The organism is Bradyrhizobium sp. AUGA SZCCT0182 (assembly GCF_018130185.1).
In the GTDB taxonomy this organism is placed as follows: domain Bacteria; phylum Pseudomonadota; class Alphaproteobacteria; order Rhizobiales; family Xanthobacteraceae; genus Bradyrhizobium.
Map to the genome: position 1 here is coordinate 60,826 of NZ_JAFCLY010000033.1, position 26,587 is coordinate 87,412.

Sequence of the window (26,587 nt, forward strand, 5' to 3'; positions counted from 1 at the left end):
GATGGCGGTATCCGCAGTTACTCTCATCGGTTTGCCGAAATCTGGCGATCGTGTCCCCGCTGCTCTCCAGGAATCGCCGCGACCAGTTCGCGCGTGTAGGATGATTTCGGGTTTAGGAATATCTGCGAGGGTGGTCCGCGTTCCACGATCCGCCCGTACTGCATCACGGCGATTTCGTCGCAGATCTGGCTGGCCACGCGCAGATCGTGGGTAATGAATATCATTGAGACGCCGGTCTCCCGCTGGATTTGATCCAGCAACTTCAAGATCTGGGCCTGGATCGACACATCGAGCGCTGAAACTGCTTCATCGGCAATCAGCAGCGTCGGTTTGAACATCAGCGCCCGAGCAATGCCGATGCGTTGGCGTTGCCCACCGGAGAACTCGTGCGGATAGCGTCCGAACGCGCCAGCGTCGAGACCCACATGGGATAGTAGTCCCCGGGCCTCCTCGCGTGCTTGCGCGGAAGACATTCCATGCGCGACCGGACCCACCGTAAGGATATGACCGATCGTCGAGCGCGGGTTGAGGGAGGCGAAAGGATCTTGAAAGATCATTTGGATCCGCGGCCGCAGAGGGCGGAACTCGGTCTCAGAAAGCCCGGCAACGTCGCGGCCCTCGAACAGAATGCGACCGCCGTCACTGTCCATCAATTTGATCAGAAGCCGCCCTAGCGACGACTTGCCGGAGCCGCTTTCGCCCACGACGCCAAGTGTCCGCCCAGGTGCCAGGTCGAACGATACGTCGTTCACCGCCGGCACGGTCCGCGTCGCGCCGAACCATTTGGTGCCGCTGCGATAGGTTTTCATCAAGCCGTCAACCTGCAGGATCGGGGCTTTCCCGGCAGCTTCCAGAGGAATCCGGTCCTTGCCTGTCAGATGGGGGACGGCCGCAATCAGCCGCCGCGTGTAAGGGTGGCCGGGCGATTGCAGAACCTGAACGGCGCTGCCCTGCTCGACGACATGGCCCTTCTCCATTACCACGACACTGTCGGCGATCTCGGCCACCACCCCAAAATCATGCGTGATGAACATCACGCTCATTCCCTTGCGCCGCTGAATGTCGCGGATCAGCTTCAGGATCTGCGCCTGGGTGGTTACGTCGAGTGCGGTTGTCGGTTCGTCCGCGATCAAGATCGCGGGCTCGAGCGCCAGGGCTATCGCGATCATCACGCGCTGTCGCTGCCCACCCGAAAGCCGGAACGGATACTGATGATACATCAGTTGCACATCGGGCAGACCCACTTCGGTCAGCAACTCAATTGCGCGGCTGCGGCGGGATTTCGCTGTGCCGATGCCATGCGCCGCTATGGCCTCCTCGATCTGCGCACCCACAGTCATCAGCGGATTGAGCGCCGAAAGCGGATCCTGAAAGATCATTGACACGACCCGTCCGCGCAGGCCCCGCAGCTTTTCGGCAGGCAGACCTGCGATGTTCATTCCGTCCAGGTGGATTGCGCCCGAGGAAACCCGGATCACCTTGGGCAGAAGCCCCATGATCGCATTGGCTGTGACCGACTTGCCCGATCCGGATTCTCCAATGATGCACAGGATCTGACCACGCTTCAGATCGAAGGAGATATTCTCGACGGCGTAGGCCCGCTCCATCCCTCCCGGCAGGCTTACGCAGAGGTCGCGCACCGAGAGTGCGACGTCTTGGGAGTCTACAGCCTGGATGCTGGAGGCCATTAGAATATTCTCCCCTTTCGCCGGCATCGGGACATCCTGCTGCGGATTGAGACTTCGAGCGCTTTCGGCTGCGCGACCGGACAGGTCGGAAACTCGCCGTTCATACTGGCATTCCCGGGTCGGAAGCTGCGACATGATCCTGACCTCTTTGCTCGACGAGCAAGAGCTGTGCCGCTCAAGACGCAGCGTTGCCCGCGTTCGCCAAACCAATCAGTGAGCGAAACTGATAGTCGGGCTTGGTGAACTGCCCAGCGTCCGTCGCGATGACGGCAGGTCTTTCCTCAGTCGCGTTCTCGAAATCGATCATCGTACCTACGACATCGAAGCTTATGTAGCGGAACGCCGTGAAAGGCTTGACAGCGTCCGCTAAGGTCAGTTCCTGGGCAAGACCCATGTCGATGGCTCCCTTTATGAACTTCGGCTCATTGATCGAGATTCTTGCTTGGTGCCCACGAGTGTGGCCGCTTCAGTCCTCCTAGAGTCGCCGAAACGCGGCACGCGGGCGGCAGGAACTTCTGAAAAAGAAGTCTGATTTGGCATTTCGCTCTGCGCTGCGGCGCCCCCCTACCTCAGCCGGGCGACGCGCGCCCGATACGCCCACGGCTGACGAGAACCCCGCACGCTTTGTCCATAAGTTTCGTCAGCATGGCACTTACCGTCCCGTTGGTAGGAAACCGGTGGGCTCGAAGCCAGCCTTCAGCGGCCCTGCAAAGAACGCTGACGCCGATCTGATTGCGGAGAGCACATGCCTAGTCTCTGCCTATGCGGTGCGACGCGAGCGATCTGTTCTCGCAATAAACGCTCGTAGCGAAGGTAGCAAACCGCAGGATATTCCGTCTGACCACAAAACTCGGCAAGGCGCATCCGCGGATGTTCGGTACGATACGTCAAACACCGGAGTTCCCGCTCGATGAGCGCACCGCTGATGCATATCGAATCCAGTCCGTCTCTGCCTCAAGAGGCTGACGTCGTCGTCATTGGTGGCGGCGTGGTGGGCGTGTTCACGGCTTACTATCTTGCCCGCCGCGGCGTTAAGGTCGCCTTGCTCGAAAAGGGGCGTGTCGCCGCCGAGCAGTCCAGTCGCAACTGGGGATGGTGTCGTCAACAGAATCGCGATGAGCGCGAGCTACCGATCGCCACCAAGAGTCTCGATCTTTGGGAGAGAGTAGCACAGGAGACCGGGGAAGACACGGGGTTCCGCCGCTGCGGGCTTCTCTATCTGTCTAACGACGAGAATGAGCTAACCGGCTGGGCGAAGTGGCGCGATTTTGCAAGGACGGTCGGCGTTACGACACACATGTTGAGTACGAAAGAAGCGAGCGAGAGAGGCAAAGCGACGGGCCGCAATTGGAAAGGCGGCGTCTTCTCTCCAACCGACGGAACGGCGGACCCTTCGAAGGCTGTGCCCGTAGCCGCGCGTGCGATCATGACGGCTGGCGGCACGGTGCACCAGCACTGCGCCGCTCGCGGCGTAGAGCTCAGTGCCGGCCGGGTGAGCGGCGTGGTGACCGAACTGGGCACAATCCGGACCAAGACGGTGGTCATGGCAGGAGGAGCGTGGGCTTCTTCTTTCTGCAACCAGCTCGGCATTCGCTTTCCGCAGGCTTCCGTTCGCCAATCCATTCTCGCGGTGGCTCCAGGCGCAGCCGGTCTGCCCGATGCCCTGCACACTGCGCTCGTGTCACTTACGCGGCGAAGCAGCGGCGGCTACACGCTGGCAATTAGCGGGCGCGCGCGAGTCGATCCAACGCCGCAGCAATTCAGGTTTGGCCGCGAATTCGTGCCCATGTTCGCTCGCCGCTGGCGCAGTCTCGCTCCTGGAGCATTCGAGGGCATGCGCCAGGGTCACGAATCCCTGACGAAATGGGCGCTCGGTGAGGTGACCCCGATGGAGCTGAACCGGACACTTAATCCCCGCCCCGACATGCGGCAGATTCGGGCGACACATCAAAGAGCTTGCGAATTGCTGCCCGAGCTTCGGCGCGTCGCAATCTCAAATGTCTGGGCCGGCTATATCGACAGCACACCGGACGGCGTTCCCGCGATCGGTGAAGTGGAGGCGATTCCAGGCTTTATCCTCGCGGCCGGTTTCAGCGGTCATGGCTTCGGGATTGGCCCTGGCGCGGGGCACATGATTGCCGACATCATTACCGGCAGCGAGCCGATCGTCGACCCGCGTCCCTACAGGCCGGAGCGCCTGAAAATGGGCGCTTGGGGCAAGGTCGCCGACTTCTGAAAAGCCTGCTCCGCGAATATTCGATTGACGGACGCCGAGGGGTGGCATCACCTTAGAGAGCCACGCGACGTGTCTTCATGGGTGAACACACGGTGGCCCGCGGAGGTGGCGTGGGAGTTGCCCGATGTCAGTAGGAAAATGCCGGTTGATGCTATGAAAGCGCGCATGATGCCGACGCCTCTGAGTAACGATTACCATCGTCGCCCCAATTGCTCCGTCGGCATACCGTCCGACCCAGCTGGCGCGGGCAGCCTCGGGGGTAGATCGACGGCCAACATGGATGCCAGAGGGCTTCGGCGAGCCGCGTCTCGAACATCAAGTGGGGCCGTCTTATGAAGCTCGACAAGATCGACGTAAGGATTTTATGCGAACTGCAAAAGAATGGGCGGGTTTCCAACGTCGAACTCGCGGAGCTGATTCACCTTTCTCCGAGCCCGTGCCTGATGCGCGTCAAAAGACTCCAGACGGAGGGCTTCATCACTGGTTATTCCGCTCAGATTGATGTTTCAAAGCTTGGACAAACTCTGACTGTCTTCGCCGAGATCACGCTCAAAAACCATCGCCAGATCGATTTCGCTCGCTTTCTCACGACTATCGAAAAGATGGATTCGGTCGTCGAATGCCATCTGGTTTCGGGCGGATATGACTACCTCGTGAAGTTTATCACAGCTGGAATAAGTGAATACCAGACGATTATGGAACGTCTCGTCGAATTGGATATCGGCATCGATAAATACTTCAGTTTTGTCGTACTGAAGTCGCCTATCGTGAAATCCCATCTGCCTCTCGAAAGCATATTCAACGACTGAAGAGCAATCCTCGGCCCTTGGAAATGAGTTGAGTAGATTTCCGCACCAATTATGCTGCTGCCCAAGGCTTGCCACTCGCCGCCGATCGGACCGACGTCGCATATCGCGGGACCGGTCTGATGATACGATATTTCGCTGCACCGTCGGCAGACCGCTGTGAACCAGGCGCCGCCTCAATGGCAGGCGCAATGATTATCCCTTCATCACCGCGCGGATGTCTCTGTCTTCGAGCGTCTGGTCGAGCGTCATCCGAGTTCGTTCGATGATGCCATCAATCTCCTCATGCGTGCAGCAAAGCGGCGGCGCATAGCCCAGCACGCCCTGGGCAAAGGCGCGGATGACGAGGCCGTTATCCCATGCACGGTCGAAGATGCGGCGCGCCGCGTCGGCTTCCGGTGGCAGGGGCGTCTTGCGCTCCTTGTCCGTGACAAGCTCGATTGCGGCCAGCATGCCACGACCACGGATGTCGCCGACGAGCGGATGATCGGCAAGGGAGCGGAGCCCCTCCATCAAGTGGTGTCCGGCCTTCCGCCCGTTTTCCAACAAGCCATTCTGGTAAAGGTCGAGGCACTCGAGTCCAACAGCCGCACTGACCGGATGTGCAGAATAGGTGTAGCCATGGCCGACGGCAGTCTTGCCGGCCCCATCCGCGATCGTATTGTAAACGCGGTCCGACATGAAAACGGCTCCCATCGGCACATAGCCCGACGTCAGTCCTTTTGCGGTGGTCATGAAATCCGGCACGACATCGTCCTCTTCGCAGGCGAAAAGAGGCCCGACACGCCCAAAGCCAGTGATGACCTCATCGGCAACGAACAGAATATCGTTCTCCTTGCAAACAGCGTGCATGGCTTTCAGCCAAGACGGCGGCGGCACGAGAACGCCCCCTGACCCCTGGATTGGCTCGACATAAAAAGCCGCAATGCGATCGGCGCCCAGTTCGGCGATCTTCGCTCGCAGGGCCGCGATCGACGCAGCAATGATAGCCTGGGGATGGGTGCCGACAGGATTGCGATAGGCATAGTGCGACGGAATTTTGTGCTGCCAGCTATAAGGCACCCCAAAGCCCGCATGAAAGGCCGGCAGTGCTGTCAAGCCGGCCCCCGCCGTCGAGGATCCATGATAGCCCTGCTCCACAGAGATGAACTGGTCCTTCTGCGGCATACCCCTGGCGTGATAGTAGTACCGAATGAAGCGGATCGTGCTGTCGACCGCATCGGAACCACCGAGCGTGAAATAGACATGGTTCAGATCGCCGGGCGCCAATTCAGCCAATCTGGCGGCGAGACGAATGGCCGGCTCGGAGCCCAACCCGAAATAGCCTGTCGCATAGGGCAGTTCGCGCAGCTGCCTCGTGGCTGCTTCAACGATGCTGTCTTGTCCGTACCCGGCATTGACACACCACAGACCAGCAAACCCGTCGAGCAATTGATGTCCCGAGGCATCGGTCAGAGTCGCGCCCTTCGCTGATTTTAACACCCGCACGCCCAACGCCTCATGGCTGCGATAAGATGAGACCGGGTGAATCAGATGCGCGCGGTCCAACTCGATCAGCGAATTGCTCAACATTTCATCCTCCAGATCAACCCGAAAGGCAAAGTAGGATATCTAGGACGGCAGTTCCTCCCAAGCAGCGCCTGGACCAAAGGAGTTTTGACTTTTGTTGATGATGGATGCGGCATCTCGTGCCGGAGCAGATCCGACGCGTGGCGGTGCGCTCAACTCGACGGGTTACCTGGCGCAACTCTCTGCCAAAGAAGTTTCGATCCGGTACGACACAATCTGCTTCCGGCTCCAGCGAAAGCGGTGCTTTATCTTACGAGATGCTCAATATGATGTTTGTCGTACCGGCGAGCAGCGCCGCGAGAAATTGGAGGATTCCAAGCCATGACATTCCGACCGAAATACGTCACTTTCGATTGCTACGGCACGCTGACGAACTTCGACATGGCCGGTGCGGCAAGGAGAGTCTACGGCTCCCAGCTTTCTGCCACGACGATGGCAAGTTTCATCAAGGATTTCGCTGCCTATCGCCTGGACGAGGTTCTTGGCGCGTGGAAGCCGTACTTCGAGGTTGTGCATAATTCGGTAGAGCGCGCGTGCAAGCGCAACGGTGTTGTATTTCGGCCGGAGGATACCCAGCGCATCAATGAAGAGATTCACACATGGGGTCCACATCCCGACGTCCCGGCGGGTCTGGCCAAAGTTGCCAGGGAGATTCCGCTGGTCATCCTGTCGAACTCCATGAAGAACCTCATCATGTCGAACGTGGAGAAGCTCGGCGCCCCCTTCCACACGGTCATCACGGCCGAGGAAACCGGCGCCTACAAGCCGCACATGAAGGGCTTTGAGTACATGTTTGACAAGCTCGGCTGCGGTCCGGAAGACATCACCCACGTCTCATCCTCCTTCCGCTACGACCTGATGACCGCCTACGACCTGGGCATCAAGAGCAAGGTATGGGTGAACCGCGGTCATGAGCCCGCGAACCCCTTCTATGAATACACCGAGGTCAATGACATCGGCGGACTCGCCGCGGCAGTCGGCTTGGAGCCCATTCGAAAAAGCGCGTGATCGGGCCCTTTCGCGGCAGTTCAGTCCTTCGAAAATTGCAATAGAGATCGATGCGTGACGAACGAAGGGGGGCGGTCCAACCGCCCCCCTTTTTGTGTTTCGGCTATTTAGGAGTCCGATAGATATTGCGTTGCTTCGCGGTAGAGGCATCAACCTATCTGCCGCGTGGACGCGACTCGCCGCAAAATCAAAAAACCCTTCGATTCCTCGCGCGCAACCGGGAAGCGGTCCCTTACTCCAACCCGCCGACATGAAGCGTTTTGATCTCGAGATATTCTTCTATCCCGAGCTGAGATCCTTCACGCCCCAATCCAGACTGCTTTACACCGCCGAAAGGCGCAACCTCGGTTGAGATCGCGCCAGTGTTCAAGCCCACCATGCCGAATTCCAGCGCCTCGGCAACACGCCATGAGCGCTTGAGGTTTTCCGTGTAGAAATAGGCAGCAAGGCCGAATGGCGTGCCGTTTGCGATCGCAATCGCTTCGTCCTCGGTCTTGAAGCGGAAAAGCGGAGCGACCGGTCCGAAAGTCTCTTCTGAAGCCAAGAGCATCTCGGTCGTTGCCTCGCCGAGCACGACGGGGCGGGCATATTGCCTTCCTTCCGGCATACCTTCACTCTGCGAGATGATCCTCGCGCCTTTCTCCAAGGCGTCCGAGACGTGCCGCCTGATCTTTTCTATCGCCGCGCCATTGATCATCGGCCCGATTGCGACCCCTTCATCCGTGCCGGCGCCGACCTTCATTTTCGCGACCCGGCTGGCGAGTTTTGCTGCAAAAGCGTCGTAAATGCCTGATTGTACCAGGATGCGATTGCAGCAGACGCAGGTCTGTCCACCGTTGCGAAACTTCGACGCAATCGCCCCCTCAACCGCCAGGTCGACATCGGCATCGTCAAAGACAATGAATGGTGCATTGCCGCCGAGCTCAAGACTGAGCTTCTTGATGTTATCGGCGGCGCCCTTCATCAGCAACGCGCCTACGCGAGTCGATCCGGTAAACGAGATCTTGCGTACCGTTTCATTGGCCATCAGCTCCTTGCCGATTTCCGCGGGCATGCCAGTCACGATATTGATGACGCCCGCCGGAATCCCCGCCCGCTCCGCCAGAACGCCGATCGCGAGCGCCGAAAACGGCGTAAATTCGGATGGTTTGATCACCACGGTGCAACCCGCAGCCAGCGCAGGTGCCACCTTGCGCGTAATCATGGCGTTAGGGAAGTTCCAGGGGGTGATGATCCCGCAGACGCCTACCGCCTCTTTCAGTACCAAGATGCGGCGGTCGACAGTGGGTGACGGGATAGTCGATCCATTGATCCTGCGTGCCTCTTCCGCAAACCATTTTACGAAGGATGCCCCATAACGGATTTCTCCGAGCGATTCAGCAAGGGGCTTGCCCTGCTCCAGCGTCAACAAAAGCGCCAAATCCTGCTCATGGTGCCGCATGAGTTCATGCCATCGCTCCAAGAGCGCTGCACGCTCTGCATGAGTCTTCTTTTTCCAGCGTTTGAAAGCATCGGCCGCAGCGTCAATTGCAGCCCTGGTCTCGTCGCGGCCCATATCGGGAATGGTGCCAAGAACTTGCTGACTGGCGGGATCGATGACATCGACGGTCGCTTTCACGTTCGCATCCCGCCAGTTGCCGCCGATCAGCGCCTGCTGGCGAAACAGATCCTTGTCCTTCAATGCGATCATCTTCTTTTTCCTCCGGGGTCCAACCTCGCCATCACTGCGATGCGTAACGGCCTCATGGTCCTTATCCACGAGCGAGTCTGCTCGACGAGAGTCCGACGAGCACGCTGTTGGATTTGGCTATTGGTGAGATCGAATCATCTCATCCGAGCAATACAGGATCGACCGCCGCATTTTTCATCGAGAATGAACTGCCTGACGGCGCTGAATCGGGTCAGACGCGGCTTGGAAAGTCGATTGTTCTGGCGGGCCAGATTATTTGGACCGCTCTGGGTTTATGCTCAGTCATACGCGCAGACGTAGATCTTTCGCACGGTCTCGATCGTGCGCCAGACGCCGACAAACCCCGGTTTCATCACAAAGCTGTCGCCGGCGCGGTAAGTCTTCGTCTCACCATCCTTTTCCTCAATTTCGATAAGACCCGAGATGATGTGGCAAAACTCGTAGGTAGTGCCCTTGATGGAATGGGTCTCGCCAGGCGTTGCTTCCCAAACCCCGGTTAGTACCTTCTCGCCTTTCGAAGCGTCCTGCGCCCAGGTCTTGAAGGATGGATTGCCCGAAATGAGCCGTTCCGGAACCGGCAAGGCGTTCTTTGGTACGAAGTCCGGATTGGTGTCGATAGTAATCAGAAGTGACATGGCATGATCCCTGGTTAGTAGCCGCGTGTTCGATCGACAAGGCCGATCGGATTCTTCCCGGCGCGGTGGCGCCGGATGTTTTCTATGACGGATAGTGCTGCCGTATGCGGTTGCGTCACGGAGGCGATATGCGGCGTTATCATCACCTTCGGGTGCGACCAGAGCGCATGGCCTTCCGGCAGCGGCTCGGGGTCGGTGACGTCGAGCATAGCTGCTGCAAGGCGGCCGCTGTCGAGCGCCTCGATGAGTGCGGTCTGGTCAAGCTGCGGGCCGCGGCCAACATGCAGCAGTCGCGCTCCCATCGGCAAAAACGAGAAGAGTCTTGCGTTCAGAATGCCACGGGTCTGCTCCGTCAGCGGCAGGAGACAGACCAGAATGTCCGTCTCCATCAGAAAGCCGGCAAGCTGATCTTCGCCGTGAAAGCAGGTGACCCCCTCGACCACCTTTTTGCTGCGGCTCCATGCGGCAAGAGGAAATCCAAAGGGTTTGAGACGGTCGATTGCCGCTTGCGCCAGCATCCCAAGGCCCAGGAAACCCACACGACGTTCGGTCGCCTGCAAACTGGCAAGGGCTTGCCACATGCCCCTGCTCTGCTGCTCCCGATAGGCGAGCATCTCGCGATGGAGCGCCAGCACGCCAAGGACGACGTATTCCTGCATCATGCGTACGATGCCATCCTCGACCATGCGAACCAGCTTCACATGGTCGGGGACGATCTCCGGCTTGAACTGATCAACCCCTGCACCGATAGAAAAGAGCACTTCCAGATTACGAAAACGCGAAACCTCGTCCGGCACGTTCCAGGTCAGGAGGTATCTCACCTTGTCGGGGTCGATATTTTCACTACAGTGGTAGAATTCCAGCTCGGGGAGCTCGCGCGCAAAGGCCTGGCGGAAGACTGCTCCCCTGTTAGCATCGGAATTGAAAAGAAATGCCATCGATGCACCTTTCTCGTGTCACGCGGCAAAGCGCGCATCGAGGTCCTGCCTCGTGGCCCGCGACGGCTGGCAATGCGACTGGCCTCGCAAGGGTTTCTTCAACATTCACGGCGCCGCCCTGCCCGCCCAATTCACCGGATATCGACACCGTAACCGCAAGCAGGAGCTTTCCCTGCCGAATAGCGTTGCGCTATAGGCCGAAGATTTCGAAGACTGCCCGTAAACAGACGAAATCTGCTGAGTTTCCGTGCGATGATGGGGAGAGACGCATCGGCTGCGGCAATGTGGCAGGAGGATCAAAAGCCACGATATGCCGGACACTTTGGGCATTCTGCAAAGAAACGGATGAGCTGAAATGGGACGATCGGTACGTCTGAAGTCCTTTGAATTGGTCGCGCGCGACATTCGCGAGGTTGATGTGAAGCTGCTCCACGCGCTCTCGATTGCGGTTGGCTGGCCGCATCGGCCAAAGGACTGGGATTTCCTGCGCCGCGCCGGTCAGGGCATCGTCGCTGTTGACGGCATCGGGCGCGTTTTCGGAAGTGCGATGTGGTTCCCGCACGGACGCAAGTTCGCCACCATCGGCCTGGTACTCACATCGCCGCGCACCCAAGCACAAGGTACCGGCCGATGGCTGATGGAACAGGTGTTCGAACGGTGTGGCAATCGGAATTTGGTCCTGAACTCGACCGATGCCGCCTATCATCTTTATCTTTCGCTGGGCTTCAGGAAGGAAGCTGTCGTGTATCTGTGGCAGGGTGAGGTCGCATCATCTCTCCCGGCGGTGCCAGTTCTCGACGGCGAACTGAGGTCTCTGTCAGCCAAAAAACTTCAGGAGATCGCTGCGCTGGATGAGTCCGCGTTCGGAACAAGCCGCCAGAAGCTGCTTGCCTTGCTTTCGGAAGGTGCATCAATCTGCACTCTAAGCCGCGGCGGCGAGATCGTCGGCTACTCCATGAAGCGCGAGTTCGGGCGTGGCCACGTAATCGGTCCCATCGTCGCCAGCAATGATTGTGACGCGATCCATCTCACGGCCGTGCATCTTAAGGAGCTTACGGGACGGTTCACCCGCGTCGATACGCGAGAGCAGACGGGTCTATTTGCTGACTATCTTCAGCAGAGCCACCTCGGGATAAGCGAGACGGTCACGACCATGTCCAAGGGACAACGATTCCTGAACCGAAAGGAAAACGAGCCGTGGGTCTACGGGTTGGCCGGTCACGCGGTGAGCTGAAGCTGTGAAGCGGAGACGAGAGACGCCAGCAGCAACAGGCGAATTTTGGCGGCAGCGGGTAACCGGTCGACACGCTCCGAGGGGCAATGATTTGAAAATCAGTGCGGGTTTTCGGCTGAGAACGTCGCTTCTGTTGTCAACAATATCCAATCGCTTCAGTCGGCTAGCGCAAGGGCGATAAACCCGTTTAAAGTTCACTGACGACGTCGTGCACCAATTCCATCCGCCGTCGGATGCTCTAGCGCCTGACATCACAGAGGAAAGTCTCCTCCCGAACACGCAGCACCCGCTTGGTCTGGAGCAGCGTTCGCGACCTCAATCCTCCACCCCGTTGGCGGCGCGACGCTGGAGACAGAGTGAGCGCGCCCTATAGGTCGGCTCGGCTCAGGAGGAGCGAGACAGCACTGCGAAAGGTCGTGCTGGTTTTGCGGTCGACCGGTGGACCTTCTGCTGAATGACCATGCATTGCGGCACATTCTGCCAAGCGCCTGCGGCTATGCTCGGCTGATAAGGCAACTTGACGGGAATCAAGGACATGGATTGCTTCCGGCCGAAATACGTGACTTTTGATTGCCACGGCACGCTGATCAGTTTCCAAATGGCGGAAGCCGCCAGAGATCTGTTCGGTCGTCTTCTGGATGGGCCGCGCATGGACGAATTCATCAAGAATTTCTCAGCCTACCGCCTCGACGAGGTGATGCAGGACTGGAAGCCTTTTGCAGATGTCGTACACAACTCACTGGAGCGCACCTGCCGCCGCAACAACGTCGCATTTCGTGCCGAAGACGCTGAAACGCTTTACAACCGCATCCCGACCTGGGGGCCGCATCAGGACGTCCCCGAGGGATTGGCTAAACTAGCCAAGGAAATTCCTCTGGTTATCCTTTCGAACGCCACGACGGTCCAAATTCCGTCGAACGTGGCAAAGCTCGGCGCGCCATTTCATGCCGTCTATACCGCTGAACAGGCACGTGCCTATAAGCCTCACTTCAAAGCGTTCGAGTATATGTTTGACATGCTGGGATGCGGCCCAGAGGACATAACTCACGTTTCCTCGTCTTTCCGCTATGACCTGATGTCCGCCTATGATCTGGGGATCAAGAACAAGGTCTGGGTTAATCGTCGCCATGAGCCAGCCAATCCCTACTACGAGTACACGGAAATCCCCGATGTGACCCAGCTACCAGGCGTTTTCGGAATCTGAGGGACGAGGATGGACTTGGCCCTGCAGAGCACCGAAGCCTATTTTCGTGCTGCCGCCGCAATCCTGGCCATGCGGCCGGGCTATTGCGAACCGGACATGTCGGCGGCACTACTTGAGCGCCACTACGGATTAACGGGATCGATCGCGACATTATCCTCCGAGGTCGAGCGCACCGTTGAGGTCAAGTTGACGGAGGGCCGCCGATTAATCCTGAAGACGTCGACCAGACCTGAAGCGGTCGACAGCTTTCGTTTCCAAGCCGCCGCTATAGCTGGATTACAAGGGGCCGACGGCTTCGTCGCGCCTGAAGTGCTCCGCACGAAAAACGGCGCATTGATGTTTGAGCAAGAGGGAGTATGCGGGTACTTGCAGACCCGGATTGAAGGCATCCCGCTGCACCAGGCGATGCCAACTCCCGACCTGCTTTTTCGAACAGGCAGCGCTCTGGCCCGGTTGCACTTGACTCTTGATCTGGTCAGCGTGCCCGCGGCCGACCGCCCCGTTCTTTGGCACATCGGTTGCTGGTCGAGGTTGACGGAACTAGAGCAATACCTGCCATGCCGGACAATTGCCGATAGCGTACGCATCGCGATGCGGGAGTATGTCGAGTTTATTGAGCCACAAATATCGAATGTGGCGTGGCAGGTAACTCATAATGATCCCAGCCCATTCAACGTGATGGTGACTGGCCAGGGAATGGGTTTCATCGATTTTGGCGATGGCTGCTGGGGCCCTAGAATCCAGGATCTGGCGATCGCAGCAAGTCACGTCGTAAAGGACCCGACCCTTCCTCTAGGTGGGGCCGAACATCTTATTGCCGGCTATGCCTCGGTCATTACACTTTCGGCGCTGGAAGCAAGACTGCTCGTGGGACTGATGCGGGCGCGACAAAGCGCATTGATCCTGGTCAACTACTGGCGATCCCACCTTTTCCCGGCCGACGCCCAGTACATCAAAAAGAATGTCGCGCGTGCCGAGCACGGCCTTTCTATTCTAACACCTCTTGGTGCCGCATCGGGCGAGGCAGCAGTTCTGGCGGCAATGTCGTCGTTCCAGCCGTAACGCCATTTCGGTTCACTCCACCGGCACGGTCGCCAAAAACGAAGAACCGCGAACTGATCAAGGTACTCTTTCAAGCAGGCAGAAGCACATGTCCACAGATCTCATGCCAAATCGCTACAAACCCGGCGAAGCCAACCTTCCCAGGCGCGAGTCCGAGCTAATTGCTCGCCGTGACGAAGTTCTGGGGGCCTCTTATCGACTCCAGTACCGCCGCCCCGTGCACTTCGTTCGCGGCGAGGGCATGTGGCTCTACGATCCTGACGGGCGACCCTATCTTGATTTCTATAATAACGTGCCGTCTCTCGGCCATTGCCACCCAGAAGTAAACGCCGCAATGGCTGAGCAGGCGGGCCGGATAAGCGCCAACACGCGCTATCTCGAGCCAAAACTTGTCGACTATGCCGAGCGATTGGTTGATACGTTCCCAAACGAGCTCGACCGGGTGGTTTTTACTTGCACGGGGAGTGAATCCAACGATTTGGCATTGCGTATCGCGCGATTTGTTAGCGGCAACGAAGGCGTGATCGTGTCGACCTATGCGTATCACGGCACTAGTGCGGCCGCTGCCGCGGTTTCCCCGAACCTGGGCGACGCAGTCAAGCTTAGCCCATTCGTGCGCATGGTATCCCTACCTGGGCCAGCGGGCGTGCCGGAATCACAAGCCGCGGACTTTTTCGAAGCACAGATTCGTTCGGCCATTGTGGATCTGAACCGTCGTGGCATTGGCGTTGCGGCCCTGCTCATTGACAGTATTTTTTCCAGCGACGGCGTATGGGTAGATCCTCCTGGCTTCATCGCCAGTGGAGTTGCGGCAGTGCGGGAGGCAGGTGGTCTCGTCATCGCCGACGAAGTTCAACCGGGCTTTGGGCGAACTGGCGTTCATATGTGGGGCTTTGAGCGGCACAGGATTGTTCCAGATCTTGTTACCCTCGGCAAACCGATGGGCAATGGATTTCCAATTGGCGCTGTCGTTGGTCGCAGAGCCCCGATGGACCAATTTGGTGCCACCTCCCGCTACTCAAACACGTTCGCCGGCAATACAGTTGGAATAGCGACGGCGGACGCCGTGCTAACGATCCTGCAGCGGGATCAAATCCCCCAAAAAGCCCTTGCCATGAGCCAGCGTCTCCGAGCCGGGCTGGAGAAAATCGCGATGCAGCCTTACGGAGTTCGTGCAATCCGAAACGCTGGTCTCTTTTTTGGCGTCGACATAGGGCTTGAGGGCTCGCCGGCAGCAGGCCGGCGTGCAATGGCGTTGGATGTTGTGAACGCAATGCGGGACGACGGCGTACTTGTGAGTACGACAGGGGCCAACGAGGATTCCCTTAAAGTGCGCCCTCCGCTCGTTTGCCAAGCCGAACATGTTGACCTCTTCCTTGCATCCATGGAGCGCGCGCTCATCAGCGTCGCAGGCTAGTCCACTACCTGCGAGCACTTGGCCAGGCCTTTGTACAGGGCCACCGCAGCAAAAATTCGGAAAGTTCTTGCAATGCCCGTTATCCGCATCCCAGCTCCCTCCATCCACCGACGCCGATCTGCTCTACGTCGCCGCCGTCCCACGCATCTCGAGCGGCGCCTGATGAGCGCCCTCCAGGGGACCAAGAGCCTATGAAGGGTAAGGTCGCAGAACTCTGGCGCTATCCGGTGAGTTCCATGGCAGGCGAACAGCTCGCCGTGGCTCGCGTCGAGGCAGGCGGCATTGCCGGCGACCGGATCTGGGGGGTGCTCGATGAAGCAACCGGCCGCATCGCCTCCCCTGGACGGGAAAAGCACTTCATCGGCGTGCCGCGCGCGCACGCTAAGATCGCTGATGGCGGCGTCGCCGTTTCGGTCGATGGCAGGAGTTGGGCTGGACCGGAGGACGCCTCGATGCGGGAAGCCTTGTCGACGACCTTCGGCTTCAAGCCAATCCTGAAGCCGTTCGACCCCATCGGATCGGGCGGTTTCCGCCCTCGCTACGAGCACGCTCCGATCCACCTCTTGACCACGGCTGCACTGCGCAGCCTTAGCCGAGAATTGCCCGACAGCGTCATCGACACACGCCGCTTCCGTCCGAACATTCTTGTCGACTGGCCGGATGAAGACGAGACGATGCCTGAAAAAGACTGGATCGGCCGAGAGATCAGGATCGGGGAGGTCGTGTTGCGGGGCAAGAGGCCTTGCGGACGCTGTGGCTTCATCACGATCGAGCAGGATCGCTTGCCGGTAGACGTCGAAATCCTGCGCAGAGTGGTCCAGCGGCACGGTCGTGATTTCGGGATTTATTGCGACGTCTTGCTTCCCGGCCACGTGACAACCGATGCGATGGTCGCCGTTGCGTAGCCTAGTAGCGCAGTGAGTTCTCCAGTGGCGGGTGGCCAGAAAGAACGATGTTGCCGATGCCGAGGCCCTTTGGGGGGCAGTCACCCGGCGGGGAATGCCGTTCGTGCCCGTGAAGTCGAAGGAGCGTCAGGCGGCCTGCATGATGACTTGCGATCTCGTTCTTGAATTCTTACCATTTCTCCGTGACGCATTTCGTCTTTGTCGTTTCCCGTTCGGTGCGGCTACATAGGGTGTCCAGAACTGTCGCGCGAGCAAACGAATGTCCGTGCTCGAGGCGACCCGCTATGCGATCCCCAAGCTGCTTCTGCGATGGCGCAACAGGACACGTAGCCGACGTTTTCAACCCGCGCCTTATCAATTTAGGGCAGCTTCCCCTCCGTCCGGCCATCCGTCGGTCACTCCATCGACGCCCTTTCCACCGCCCCCTTTGAAATCACTCCCCCTCTACGCTTGGCCCTGGGAAGCGTTGCGAAGCAACTAGACTAGGAGATTAGGCCTGGCCTCGTTGCGAGCGGCCGCTTTGCGCCAGAAGCGGCCAGTCGCAAATCGAAAAGTAGCGATGTCTGCTTTTCACTCAGAAGCGGACGTCGCCCGCCAGATTAGCCATGTCCGAAAAGTGCCAGGAGCGGACCTGGGTGCGGGGCGCGGCACCGTCACAGGCTCTTGGCATTCTCAACCGATTTTAAACGCCCTGCTCCTGCATTCCGGCGCATCGTGACATGCAACTGGAAGCCCATCGCATCGAGTACTCTAAGAATTGTCGTGAAGTTCGGTTTTTGCGGATCGCGTGCAAACGCACGATGAATGCTTGTCCTCGCAATCCCAGATTTCTCCGCAAGGTGAGAAATATTGTAAAGGTGGGTGGCCGCGCCAACGGCATGACAAATTTCGGAAACATCCGATTTCTTGAACGCTTCATTTATGAGATCGGCAGCCGCGCGTCGCGAAGCCGGCTGTGGGCGAGTTGCGCAACCGACCGATTTTTTGGGCATGTAATCCCTCCAACAAAATAGGCCGGCATTTCCGCCGGCCTATTGTACTGGAGATTATGCAAAGGGGCGAGATCAGTACCGCGCAGCGACCGGTGCACCGTAACCGCCGAAGCGGTAGTTGATGCGCAAGGTTACCATGTCCACGTCCTGACTGATCCGGTTGAGCGCACCGGCAACAATCGGATTGGCGACCGAGAACGAATTGTTCGCGTCGCCCATGAACAGATGGTTGTACTCGACCCCGAACGACCAGTTTGGTGTGAAGCCGTACTCCAGTCCAACACCGATGGTGCCGCCCCAGCGGGTCGCGCTAGCTGAGGCCAGTTCAGCGCCGGTAATGGTACTGAGGATGCTAAAGCGGTTGCTCGTCACTGCCGCGCCGCCCTTTACGTACAGCAGTGCTGCGTTCCAAGCGTAGCCGATCTGGCCGGTAAAGAGGCCAATACCATCGGTCGTTGTGCGAGTGGAGAACGCGGGATTGATAATGCTGATGCGCTGGTTGCTGAGATCGGCCCAATCGCCCTGCGCTTCCAGACCAAACACCCACTGATTGGCTTGCCAGCGATAGCCGATCTGCCCGCCGGCGAGGCCGCCCGACCGCTCCCGGCAGCCGTCAGCCACGACTACGCCCGCCACATCGACGAAATCCCAGCAGTTGCGGCTCTGACCCCAACCGCCGTTGCCGCCGATGTAGAAGCCACTCCAATCGTAGATCACCGGAAGCGGTGCCGCCATAGGCCTTGCCTTGACGGCCATGTCGGCGGCGGACGCAGGAGCGCCCATGCCCAGCGCAATCAGACCTACCGTACCCATCAGAAACTTCTTCATCGCATATCCCCTTCCGGTGTAGCCAACGACCTTCCAGCCGCGCGGCGTGTACATTCCACGACACAGTATGAATGATTTGATTGCTTCGACCTGTATCCGGATTGCCACAGGCGAACTTTGATTTGGGAAAAAATGGCAAGGGTCGTGTCCTATTGGACTATGCGGTTTGTGCCATTCCCTTCCGCGCGGAATTGGCACTCCGGGAAAAGTCGGTAACCGATCCAACTTGGTCAGACTGATTTCGCCACAGCGAGAGATGATCCGGGCTAGCCAAATGTCCGCTACGGGTCAAACTGAGAAGTCCGGGTTGGCCACCGGGAAGTCGGCTTTGCCTTCAAGAACGGACATCGACAGACCGGTCCCGTTGGTCTGGTTCGTGCCATCAACGGAAGTCGGTCCCCTCATTCGATCACCTCGTCGGCGCGGGCAACGAGTGTCGGCGGCAGATCAAGCCCGATTTGTTGGGCGGCCTTTGTGTTGATGATAAGCTGAAACTTAGTGGGCTGATAAAAGGGAATTTCGGCGGGATTTTTGCCTCGCAGTATTTCGGCGACCTGGCCTGCCGCGTATCGAAACGCATCGAGTAAATCGATACAGTAGGTCATAAGCCCACCCGCTACGGCGAGATCGCGGAACGGATACATTGTCGGTATTCGAGCGCTCGCGGCAAGGCCGGTCAATGTTTTGGCATTCGCATTATGGTCCGGTTCGTCGGAGACTAGAAGTGCATCTATTCGAGCGTTTCTCATCGAGGCGAACGCCGCTGCATAGGTCGCTTCGTTAAACGAATTTCCGATGTCCACATGAGTTATCGCAACCTTTGCCTGTTGCGCCGCCTCTCGCACTGCCGCGCCCGTCGGTCTGCTCCAATTGTCGGACGATGAGAGATACCCAACTACAGATACGTTCGGCCGCGCTTCGACCAGCAAAGCCAAACGTTTTCCATAAAGCTCCAAACCAGCGTCAACGGTTACGCCCGCAAAATTGGTCCCGGGTCGAGCCAAGCTCGACGCGAGCCCAGCGGCGACCGGATCATCTATTGTCGCAACAATCGGAACGGTTGTTGTCGTGGCTTTGAGTCCTGCTACCGTCGGATAGCCGCTCGTGAATATGGCGTCTGGGTTAGTGGCCACCACAGTTCGCGCGAGATCGGCATAACTGCCTGTACGGCCACCTCCTGAATAGCGATCAACAATCAGGTGTTCTCCCTCGACAAAGCCGCGGCGGCTCAATTCGTCGAGGAATGATCGAAAATAAGGATGAGTTTTGAGCTGCTCAACAGGACGAGCGGGTGAGATTATCGCGATCCGCTTTCGTGGTGTCGATCTATCGGTCTGAGCGCGAGCCTGTCTAACTAAGGCTAAGGCGGCCACTGCCGCGCCCGCGACGAATTCTCGCCTTCGCATGTGCCCCTCCAACGCCTGTGGGGCCGACAGCCTAACACATTTTCCCGACCGTTTGGGACATAGTGGCGCGGCATATGTCCGAGTTGGGTCATCCGCGTCGGTTTGACCGGACCACGGCGACTTCCGGTCTATCCCCGGTGAACGGACATTCTTAGGATAGGCACCTAGGGCGAGATGCAGAAGCTAGTAGAAGTCAAGGTCTGCTCGATCAGCTGAGCCACCGCCTTCCTGGGACGAAGACGATAAATTATTCTTCGAGAGGCAGCTTGCCTGCTTGACCACAAGCGATAGGGTTCATGGAGGCGAAAGCTCATCTCTGTTGAACGTGAACACTTGTCGCAATCCAGGAGCCGAGATGCAGACGATCTCTTCCCATGCTGATCGCGAAACCGTTCTGGTCGACTTGGCCCTGCAAGGCGGCGGCTCTCACGGCGCCTTCACATGGGGCGTGCTGGAACGCCTCCTGGAAGAGCAGTGGCTCAAGATCGAAGGCATCTCAGGCACGTCGGCCGGAGCGATGAACGCCGCGGTTCTGGCCGACGGCTTTGCCGAGGGCGGAGCAAAAGGCGCGCAGGCGGCGCTTGAGACCTATTGGCGGCATGTGTCCGAAGCTTCACGCTTCAGTCCGTTCCAGCGCAGTCCGGTGGACCGCATGCTGGGACGCTGGACCATGGACAATTCGCCTCTGGTCTTCATGCTCAATACGATGTCCCGAATATTTTCGCCTTATGATCTCAATCCGTCCGGCTCTAATGCGCTGCTGCCGGTCCTGGAGAAAGGAATCAATTTTGAGCGGCTGAGGAATTCTCCCATCAAGGTGTTCATCACCGCCACCAACGTGCGCACCGGGCGACCGCGCGTGTTTCGTAATGCCGATATCACGCCGGACGTGCTGCTCGCCTCGGCGTGCCTGCCCACACTATTTCAGGCGGTGGAGATCGACGGCGAGAGTTATTGGGATGGCGGCTATTCGGGCAACCCGACCTTGACCCCGCTGGTCACCGAACTGGTTTCCGACGACACCATCATGATCCCCATCAACCCGGTCGAACGCCCCGGCACGCCGACATCCGCCTCCGAAATTCTCAATCGGCTGAATGAAGTATCGTTCAACGCCGTGCTGATCAAGGAATTGCGCATGATGGCGCTGCTGCGCCGGACCGCGGATCCCGGCAACGGCGAGGGCGCGCAATGGGCCAGGATGCGCGTCCATCTGGTGCGCAACAAGATCATGGATACGCTCGGCTCTTCCTCCAAGATGAACGCCGAATGGGACTTCCTCACCATGCTGCGCGACGAGGGACGCAAGGCCGCGGATGAGTTCCTGACCGAGCATGGAGGCAGCATCGGCAAACGCTCCTCCCTCGATATCGACCGCATGGTCGAAGGCGTGTGATCCATGGGGCTTCTCGGAATTCTCCTCGCGCTCGGACTGCTCATTTGGCTGGCCTATCGCGGCTGGAGCGTACTCTTGCTGGCGCCCGCGGCGGCGCTGATAGCGGCTGCGATTTCGCGCGAACCGCTGCTGGCGCATTGGACCCAAACCTTCATGAACAGCGCCGCGCAGTTTATCGCGCAATTCTTTCCGCTGTTTCTGCTCGGCGCGCTGTTCGGCAAACTGATGGACGACAGCGGCTCGGTCGATGCCATTGCACGTTTCATGACCGAGAAGCTGGGCCCGCGCCGCGCGATTCTGGCGGTGGTGCTTGCCGGTGCGATGGTGACTTATGGCGGAGTGAGCCTGTTCGTCGCCTTCTTTGTATTGGTTCCGATGGCGCAGGCGCTGTTTCGCGCCGCTGAAATTCCACGACGGTTGATGCCTGCGGCAATCGCGTTGGGCACCTCGACCTTCACCATGACGGCGTTTCCGGGGACGCCCGCTATTCAGAACGCGATCCCGATGCCGTTCTTCGGAACCACGCCGTTCGCGGCGCCCGGCCTTGGTATCATCGCCTCGATTATCATGTTCGGATTCGGACTGTGGTGGCTTGACCGGGTCGAAGCTGCCGCGCGAAAAGCGGGCGAAGGCTATGGCGGCGCCGATGTTGCGCCCGGTTCGATTGCGGACAACGAGATCATTCGCGAGCGCGCCACCACAGCGCGCGAATTCGATCCGGCGGAGCTGGGCCGTGGACGCCATAGCGATGCCGCGGTACCGATTGCCGTGGCTATGCTGCCGCTCGTTGTTGTCGTGGCCATGAATCTCACGATGTCGCTGGTCATCCTGCCGCGCCTCGATTTCTCCTTCCTGACCGAGGAGCGTTGGGGCGGGACTTCGCTGTCTGCAGTGGCAGGTGTGTGGTCGGTGGCAGTAGCGCTGGCAACCGCCATCCTGGTGCTGATCGTGCTGAACTGGCAGCGGCTGCCGACCTTGCGCGCGAGTATGGATGCCGGCGCCAATGCGTCGGTATTGCCGGCCTTCAGCGTCGCCAGCCTCGTGGGATTTGGAGCCGTCGTCGCGATGCTGCCGGCATTTGCGGTTGTGCGCGACTGGGTACTGTCGATCGGCGGCGGACCGCTGGTCTCGCTCGCGGTGGCAACCAACATCCTTGCGGCGCTGACCGGCTCAGCCTCCGGCGGCATGACCATCGCGCTCGATGCGCTGGGGTCAACCTATATGCGTATTGCCGCGGAGCAGGGCATTGATCCCGGCTTGATGCACCGCGTGGCCGTGATTGGCTCCGGCACGCTCGACAGCTTACCGCATAACGGCGCGGTCGTGACGCTGCTCGCCGTCTGTGGATCGACGCATCGCGAGAGTTATCTCGATATCGTAATGGTTGGAATCGTTGGCGCGCTCTTCGCCCTGGTGGCGGTCATCATTCTGGGATCTACCTTTGGATCGTTCTAGGGTTGAGACTCATAAGCACGTAGCTAACGATCCCATCACGACCAACATCAATGTCGACGACTCGTTGAGTAAACAGGTCAGGGTCGCAGCGAGTTTTTCTTGTGCTTCGACAGCAGCGTTAATAAAATGGAACTCAAAGAGGAAGCGCTGCAGCGCAACAAGATCGCAAAGTCTCGGCCAATTTGTGAGAAGCGGGGACGGAAAAGCACGTATCGGAAAGTCCAGCATCAGAGGAGTGCCCCAATGCGTCGGATTGTATTTTCGCTGCTCTTCCTGGGTATGGCGATGACCATACCGTTGGAGGACGCACTCGCGCAGAGTTCTACAGCACGTGGCGCGGTATCTGGAGCGATCATCGGAGGCGCCGTAGGTGGCCGCCGCGGTGCAGCTGTCGGTGCAATCGCCGGTGCGGCGGCGGGAAGCCATCGGCGGCATTCGCGCAGCCATTATTATTGGCGCCAGGGTCGTTGCTGGGTCCGTGCATCAAGCGGCAGATCGCATCAGGTATCGAGCCGGTATTGCCGCTGACTTCTGCTTACCTCCGTCGCTCGCAGCGCATCCGACGCAAATGTTGCTTCGCGCCCTCCATCTGAAGCGGAGTTAACATTCGCGGTTGGACCGATAGGCGTGCAGATAGCTGACAGAACGCGGCCATGAATGAACCTAATTCGCCACCAGGTGAAATAGCTAAAGATCACCCCGCCGATTCCGGCAGGGCAGACCTTTTACAAAAGCAACTGCCGGTGTTTTTTGATCGGTCTTGCGATGACCTTCTGGTTACGTCAAGGCGACCGGCATCCTGTCAAGCCGGAGTTGTAGGCCAGCCTGGAGGTGACCCATGTTCTCCCGAACATCTTTGACCGACACCCCTTTAGCCAGTCACGCCTGCCGGAAATCCAAGCTTTGACGCGGCCTCTTCGCCGCCCTGCCCCGCCAACTACCGAAATTGAGATCGAAGGAAACAAGATGAAAAATACGCTTCGACAAACCTTCCTTGCCTCAGTGTTCTGCATGTTCGCAATCGGATTGTGTCATCCAGCTGATGCACAGGAAGGATCATCAGTAACTCTGTTCGAGAATGTCCGCATCTTCGACGGCAAGAGCGCCACGCTTTCCGCAGCATCGAATGTCCTTGTTCGGGGGAACGTCATCGAACGTATCTCGATCGCCCCGATTGCGGTTGATCGCCGCGCCGACACGCGCATCATCGCGGGCGGCGGGCGCAGCTGATGCCCGGCCTGATCGACAATCATTGGCACACCATGCTGATACGGCCAACACAGGCACAGGCGTTCGGTGACGTCGGCTACAACAATCTCACGGCTGGCGCCGAGGCGACTGACACACTCATGCGCGGTTTCACCACCGTTCGCGACCTTGGTGGACCGGCGTTCGGTCTCAAGAGTGCCATCGACGAGGGCATCGTCAAGGGCCCAGCATCTATCCATCCGGCGCCATGATCACCGTTACCAGCGGGCATGGGGACTTCCGCCAGTTAACAGATCTGCCGCGGACGATCGGCGGCATGCTCTCCCGCATGGAGCAGATCGGCGGCGCCGTGGTCGCGGACAGCCCTGACGAGGTGCGCGTGCGCTCGCGGGAACAGCTCATGCAGGGCGCCTCCCGAAGTTCAGCTCTACGAAGTGCAAGAGCATCTCGACGGCCAGATGAGCGCGTATCGCCGACCTGATCTATCGACGGACCGGCAATCTCAGGGCTGTCCAGCTCTTGCTCGGGCACACCAAGATCGAAAGCACGGTGAGATATCTCGGCATTGAGGTCGATGACGCGCTGGCAATAGCGGAACAAGTGGATGTCTGAAATACCCGGGCAGAGCGGACATGCTCTGCCCGCCCTTCGACAGCCGGTTCGTGCCACAAGCGGACTTATGCACTGCAACAATCTCCGCTAAGGGTTATAATCGCGCCGCCCAGCCGTACCTGCTTCCATCGCGCGGGATGAACCCATGACCTACTGGTATTTTGAAGACGCTGAAACTGATACGATCCGCAAGGCTGGTCCGTATCTGGTCTCGAAGGAAGAGATCATCCAGTTCGCGAAGCAGTACGACCCGGTGCCCACTCACGTCGATGAGGAGGCTGCAGCACATTCAATTTTTGGAGGATTAACCGCATCGGCCTCCCACACGTTTGCAATCTACAGGTCGCTTACACCCAAGCTCCAGCCTCGGCTCCATGGCCTCGCCGGATTGGGTTGGGATGAGCTGCGAGTGCCGAACCCGGTACGCCCGGGAGATAAACTCGACCTTGAAGCGATTGTTCTGGAGAAGCGGGAGTCGAAGTCGAAACCCGACCGGGGCATCGTGCGCTTCCAGATTCGATTGCGCAATCAAAGGAACGAAATCGTCCTGCAGTGCATAAGCAGCATTCTTGTTGCGAGGCGACCGAGCCCTTGACGACCAACCGTCCGCGTTGACCAAGGCCACGTCCACATGTCCGCTTTGGGTCATTCGGGTCTTTTCGGGTGCTGGCCGACGACTTCCAGTCTGCCCCCGGAAGCGGACATCGTCAGCCAAGCCTGGCAGGTCCGAAAAGTGCCAATCACGGAAGTCGGCGGACCTATTCGATCACCTCGTCGGCAATGGCCAGCAACGACGGCGGTATTACCAAGCCGAGCGCCTTTGCGGTTTTGAGGTTGATGACGAGCTGAAATTTGGTTGGCTGCTCGACAGGCAGCTCGCTGGGAGTGGTGCCTTTGAGAATTTTGTCCACATACTCGGCAGCGCGGCGATACATGTCCCTTTGACTTGGGCCATACGTTATAAGAGCGCCTGAGCGCACGGCACCGACGCTCCCGCTCATCGCAGGAAGCCGAAGTCTGCTCACCTGATCAAGGACGGCGGCCCGGAGGTTGGCGGTAAGCGGGTCTTCGATGACAAACAGGCTTGTCGCACCGGACGCAACGAGTGCGTCCATTCGGGCAGCCGTGAACTCTGGGGGCCTTCTCACCTCCAGGAGTTCGAGCCGGATACCTTCTCGGTCCGCAGCCACCCTCAATTCCTTCAAGGCCAACGCGCTGTAGGGGGTATCGGGGTTCAAGAGCACACCGACGGCTCTCTGGCCTGGAACGCACGTCAGCAACAGTTGAAGCTGTTTGCCCTTCAACTCGGCAGACTGGCCGCTCAGGCCCGTCACGTTGCCACCGGGCCGCGCCAGAGTTTGCACGAGACCCGCCCCAATCGGATCACCGACGGTCGCAAACACAATGGGGATGGTGGCGGTTGCAGTTTTGAGCGCCTTTGGTGCGAGCGTACCCCACCCCGCTACAAGCACATCCGGCTTTGCACGCACAAGTTCTTCGGCCATTGCGGCAAGTCGCCCGGGGTCTCCGTCGGCGGATCGATGCTCGAAGTTCAGGTTTTTTCCCTCGACATAGCCGAGGTCTCGCAGCGGTCCGGTGAATTGAGAAGCATCCTCACCTGTATCCAGCGTGAGCAGCCCGACACGATATGTTTTGGATTGTGCGTGTGCCGAGAGCGGCCACGCACCCGCTGTGCCAACAATGAGACCGATAAATTCACGCCGTTTCATGAACGCGTCCTGTACCGAGGAGGAACTATCATAGTATCGGCTCGGCAACGGAGCGCCAATGTCCGTTGTGGGTCATTGTCGGAAGTTAGTGCGCGCGTTGGCGACGTCCGCTCCACCCCTGTGAACGGACATTGTCAGCCCAGTGGCTAGGTCCGAAAGGTGCCGGACTAAGTCTGACCTGCCAAGGAATCGGCTGTCGGTTCCAAGCCCATCCACTAATTCGTCAGAACGGGTGTCCTAATCCCATGAAATTTAGGATGATTTTGAAACCGAATCCAAAATCACGATTTATCTTTGCAACAAGGAAGATGGCCAGGGCCGACGACGAATCGCTAAAACCGAAAGACTTTCCAGTTCACGCGAACTAAGAAGTCGTCAGGAACGACGGTAACACTATCGCTGAAGCGCGCGTCAAGAAAACTGCAGAAGACATTGCGGAGCGCTTAAACGCGGAGGAGGACCTTCGCGAAAGTAGACCGTTGGTCGGCAAAACATTCCCAGCACGGATTCTGCCATCGGCGTACGTCTTCCTCCTTCCTCATGCAAAACAAAGGTCTGAAAAATGGC

General features: G+C 58.8%; 23 protein-coding genes and 2 pseudogenes. 14 read left to right on the forward strand and 11 right to left on the reverse strand.

Translation table 11 applies throughout. The annotated features are described in order from the left end of the window. Positions 1-23: 23 nt before the first annotated feature. Together JQ611_RS29075 and JQ611_RS29080 are read right to left on the reverse strand one after the other, a co-directional pair. Positions 24-1,688 carry an ABC transporter ATP-binding protein gene (locus tag JQ611_RS29075; RefSeq protein ID WP_212467386.1) on the reverse strand — a complete coding sequence of 555 codons (1,665 nt, stop codon included), beginning with the start codon at positions 1,686-1,688 and terminating at the stop codon, positions 24-26. 175 nt (positions 1,689-1,863) lie between these two features. Then, positions 1,864-2,082, reverse strand: a complete 219-nt coding sequence (locus JQ611_RS29080) for a hypothetical protein (protein ID WP_212467367.1) — start codon at positions 2,080-2,082, stop codon at positions 1,864-1,866. 516 nt (positions 2,083-2,598) lie between these two features. On the opposite strand from JQ611_RS29080, the gene JQ611_RS29085 reads away from it, so the two are divergent. Further along, positions 2,599-3,924 (forward strand): FAD-binding oxidoreductase, encoded by a 1,326-nt coding sequence (locus JQ611_RS29085; protein ID WP_212467368.1) that lies wholly within the window; start codon positions 2,599-2,601, stop codon positions 3,922-3,924. Between the two features lie 332 nt (positions 3,925-4,256). Continuing rightward, positions 4,257-4,733: an Lrp/AsnC family transcriptional regulator gene (locus JQ611_RS29090; RefSeq protein WP_212467369.1), complete on the forward strand. Its 477-nt coding sequence runs from the start codon at positions 4,257-4,259 to the stop codon at positions 4,731-4,733. Positions 4,734-4,925: 192 nt separating this feature from the next. On the opposite strand, the gene JQ611_RS29095 is transcribed toward JQ611_RS29090, so the two are convergent. Beyond that, the gene (locus JQ611_RS29095) at positions 4,926-6,302 is read right to left on the reverse strand and encodes an aspartate aminotransferase family protein (protein WP_212467370.1); all 1,377 of its coding nucleotides are present in this window, start codon (positions 6,300-6,302) and stop codon (positions 4,926-4,928) included. 318 nt (positions 6,303-6,620) lie between these two features. Between JQ611_RS29095 and JQ611_RS29100 the strand changes: the two genes are divergently transcribed. Next, the gene (locus tag JQ611_RS29100; protein WP_212467371.1) at positions 6,621-7,307 is read left to right on the forward strand and encodes a haloacid dehalogenase type II; all 687 of its coding nucleotides are present in this window, start codon (positions 6,621-6,623) and stop codon (positions 7,305-7,307) included. A 232-nt stretch (positions 7,308-7,539) separates the two neighbouring features. Here the strand turns inward: JQ611_RS29100 and JQ611_RS29105 are convergent, their stop codons facing one another. The 3 genes from JQ611_RS29105 to JQ611_RS29115 all read right to left on the reverse strand — a co-directional run bounded on the left by JQ611_RS29105 (position 7,540) and on the right by JQ611_RS29115 (position 10,570). Further along, positions 7,540-8,997, reverse strand: a complete 1,458-nt coding sequence (locus JQ611_RS29105; RefSeq protein ID WP_249133534.1) for an NAD-dependent succinate-semialdehyde dehydrogenase — start codon at positions 8,995-8,997, stop codon at positions 7,540-7,542. A gap of 278 nt (positions 8,998-9,275) precedes the next feature. Then, complete coding sequence (locus JQ611_RS29110; RefSeq protein WP_212467372.1) at positions 9,276-9,632, reverse strand: cupin domain-containing protein; 357 nt, start codon at positions 9,630-9,632, stop codon at positions 9,276-9,278. 14 nt (positions 9,633-9,646) lie between these two features. Next, positions 9,647-10,570, reverse strand: coding sequence for a glyoxylate/hydroxypyruvate reductase A (locus tag JQ611_RS29115; RefSeq protein WP_212467373.1), 924 nt, complete (start codon positions 10,568-10,570; stop codon positions 9,647-9,649). A gap of 355 nt (positions 10,571-10,925) precedes the next feature. Between JQ611_RS29115 and JQ611_RS29120 the strand changes: the two genes are divergently transcribed. From JQ611_RS29120 to JQ611_RS29140, 5 genes are all read left to right on the forward strand, one after another. Next, positions 10,926-11,804: a GNAT family N-acetyltransferase gene (locus JQ611_RS29120; RefSeq protein ID WP_212467374.1), complete on the forward strand. Its 879-nt coding sequence runs from the start codon at positions 10,926-10,928 to the stop codon at positions 11,802-11,804. A 535-nt stretch (positions 11,805-12,339) separates the two neighbouring features. Then, the gene (locus tag JQ611_RS29125; RefSeq protein WP_212467388.1) at positions 12,340-13,008 is read left to right on the forward strand and encodes a haloacid dehalogenase type II; all 669 of its coding nucleotides are present in this window, start codon (positions 12,340-12,342) and stop codon (positions 13,006-13,008) included. Positions 13,009-13,023: 15 nt separating this feature from the next. Continuing rightward, positions 13,024-14,070, forward strand: coding sequence for a phosphotransferase enzyme family protein (locus tag JQ611_RS29130; RefSeq protein ID WP_249133535.1), 1,047 nt, complete (start codon positions 13,024-13,026; stop codon positions 14,068-14,070). 88 nt (positions 14,071-14,158) lie between these two features. Then, positions 14,159-15,487, forward strand: coding sequence for an aspartate aminotransferase family protein (locus JQ611_RS29135; protein WP_212467376.1), 1,329 nt, complete (start codon positions 14,159-14,161; stop codon positions 15,485-15,487). Between the two features lie 191 nt (positions 15,488-15,678). Then, positions 15,679-16,392 carry an MOSC domain-containing protein gene (locus JQ611_RS29140; RefSeq protein ID WP_212467377.1) on the forward strand — a complete coding sequence of 238 codons (714 nt, stop codon included), beginning with the start codon at positions 15,679-15,681 and terminating at the stop codon, positions 16,390-16,392. A gap of 653 nt (positions 16,393-17,045) precedes the next feature. Here JQ611_RS29140 and JQ611_RS29145 read toward each other — a convergent pair. The 3 genes from JQ611_RS29145 to JQ611_RS29155 all read right to left on the reverse strand — a co-directional run bounded on the left by JQ611_RS29145 (position 17,046) and on the right by JQ611_RS29155 (position 19,618). After that, a complete protein-coding gene (locus JQ611_RS29145; RefSeq protein ID WP_212270002.1) occupies positions 17,046-17,384 on the reverse strand; it encodes a DNA-binding protein in 339 nt (112 codons plus the stop codon). A gap of 72 nt (positions 17,385-17,456) precedes the next feature. Continuing rightward, complete coding sequence (locus tag JQ611_RS29150) at positions 17,457-18,212, reverse strand: outer membrane protein (protein WP_212270003.1); 756 nt, start codon at positions 18,210-18,212, stop codon at positions 17,457-17,459. 401 nt (positions 18,213-18,613) lie between these two features. Further along, positions 18,614-19,618 carry an ABC transporter substrate-binding protein gene (locus JQ611_RS29155; protein WP_212467378.1) on the reverse strand — a complete coding sequence of 335 codons (1,005 nt, stop codon included), beginning with the start codon at positions 19,616-19,618 and terminating at the stop codon, positions 18,614-18,616. A gap of 355 nt (positions 19,619-19,973) precedes the next feature. On the opposite strand from JQ611_RS29155, the gene JQ611_RS29160 reads away from it, so the two are divergent. Both JQ611_RS29160 and JQ611_RS29165 read left to right on the forward strand, forming a co-directional pair. Beyond that, positions 19,974-21,014, forward strand: coding sequence for a patatin-like phospholipase family protein (locus tag JQ611_RS29160; RefSeq protein ID WP_212467379.1), 1,041 nt, complete (start codon positions 19,974-19,976; stop codon positions 21,012-21,014). 3 nt (positions 21,015-21,017) lie between these two features. Continuing rightward, positions 21,018-22,469: a GntP family permease gene (locus JQ611_RS29165; RefSeq protein ID WP_212467380.1), complete on the forward strand. Its 1,452-nt coding sequence runs from the start codon at positions 21,018-21,020 to the stop codon at positions 22,467-22,469. Between the two features lie 9 nt (positions 22,470-22,478). On the opposite strand, the gene JQ611_RS42785 is transcribed toward JQ611_RS29165, so the two are convergent. Then, entirely contained in the window at positions 22,479-22,895 is a 417-nt protein-coding gene (locus JQ611_RS42785) for a hypothetical protein (protein ID WP_312012245.1), read from the reverse strand. Between JQ611_RS42785 and JQ611_RS29170 the strand changes: the two genes are divergently transcribed. The 4 genes and pseudogenes from JQ611_RS29170 (at position 22,824) to JQ611_RS29180 (ending at position 24,885) form a co-directional block, all read left to right on the forward strand. Next, positions 22,824-22,997 (forward strand): hypothetical protein, encoded by a 174-nt coding sequence (locus tag JQ611_RS29170; protein ID WP_312012244.1) that lies wholly within the window; start codon positions 22,824-22,826, stop codon positions 22,995-22,997. The two genes, JQ611_RS42785 and JQ611_RS29170, sit on opposite strands and share 72 nt — an antisense overlap. Positions 22,998-23,480: 483 nt before the next feature. Continuing rightward, positions 23,481-24,090, forward strand: a pseudogene (locus JQ611_RS29175) (amidohydrolase family protein); the annotation flags it as partial. A gap of 59 nt (positions 24,091-24,149) precedes the next feature. After that, a pseudogene (locus JQ611_RS41950) lies at positions 24,150-24,290 on the forward strand (integrase); the annotation flags it as partial. A 145-nt stretch (positions 24,291-24,435) separates the two neighbouring features. Then, entirely contained in the window at positions 24,436-24,885 is a 450-nt protein-coding gene (locus JQ611_RS29180) for a MaoC/PaaZ C-terminal domain-containing protein (protein WP_212270026.1), read from the forward strand. Positions 24,886-25,048: 163 nt separating this feature from the next. Here the strand turns inward: JQ611_RS29180 and JQ611_RS29185 are convergent, their stop codons facing one another. Beyond that, complete coding sequence (locus tag JQ611_RS29185) at positions 25,049-26,020, reverse strand: ABC transporter substrate-binding protein (RefSeq protein WP_212270027.1); 972 nt, start codon at positions 26,018-26,020, stop codon at positions 25,049-25,051. Positions 26,021-26,587: the final 567 nt, after the last annotated feature.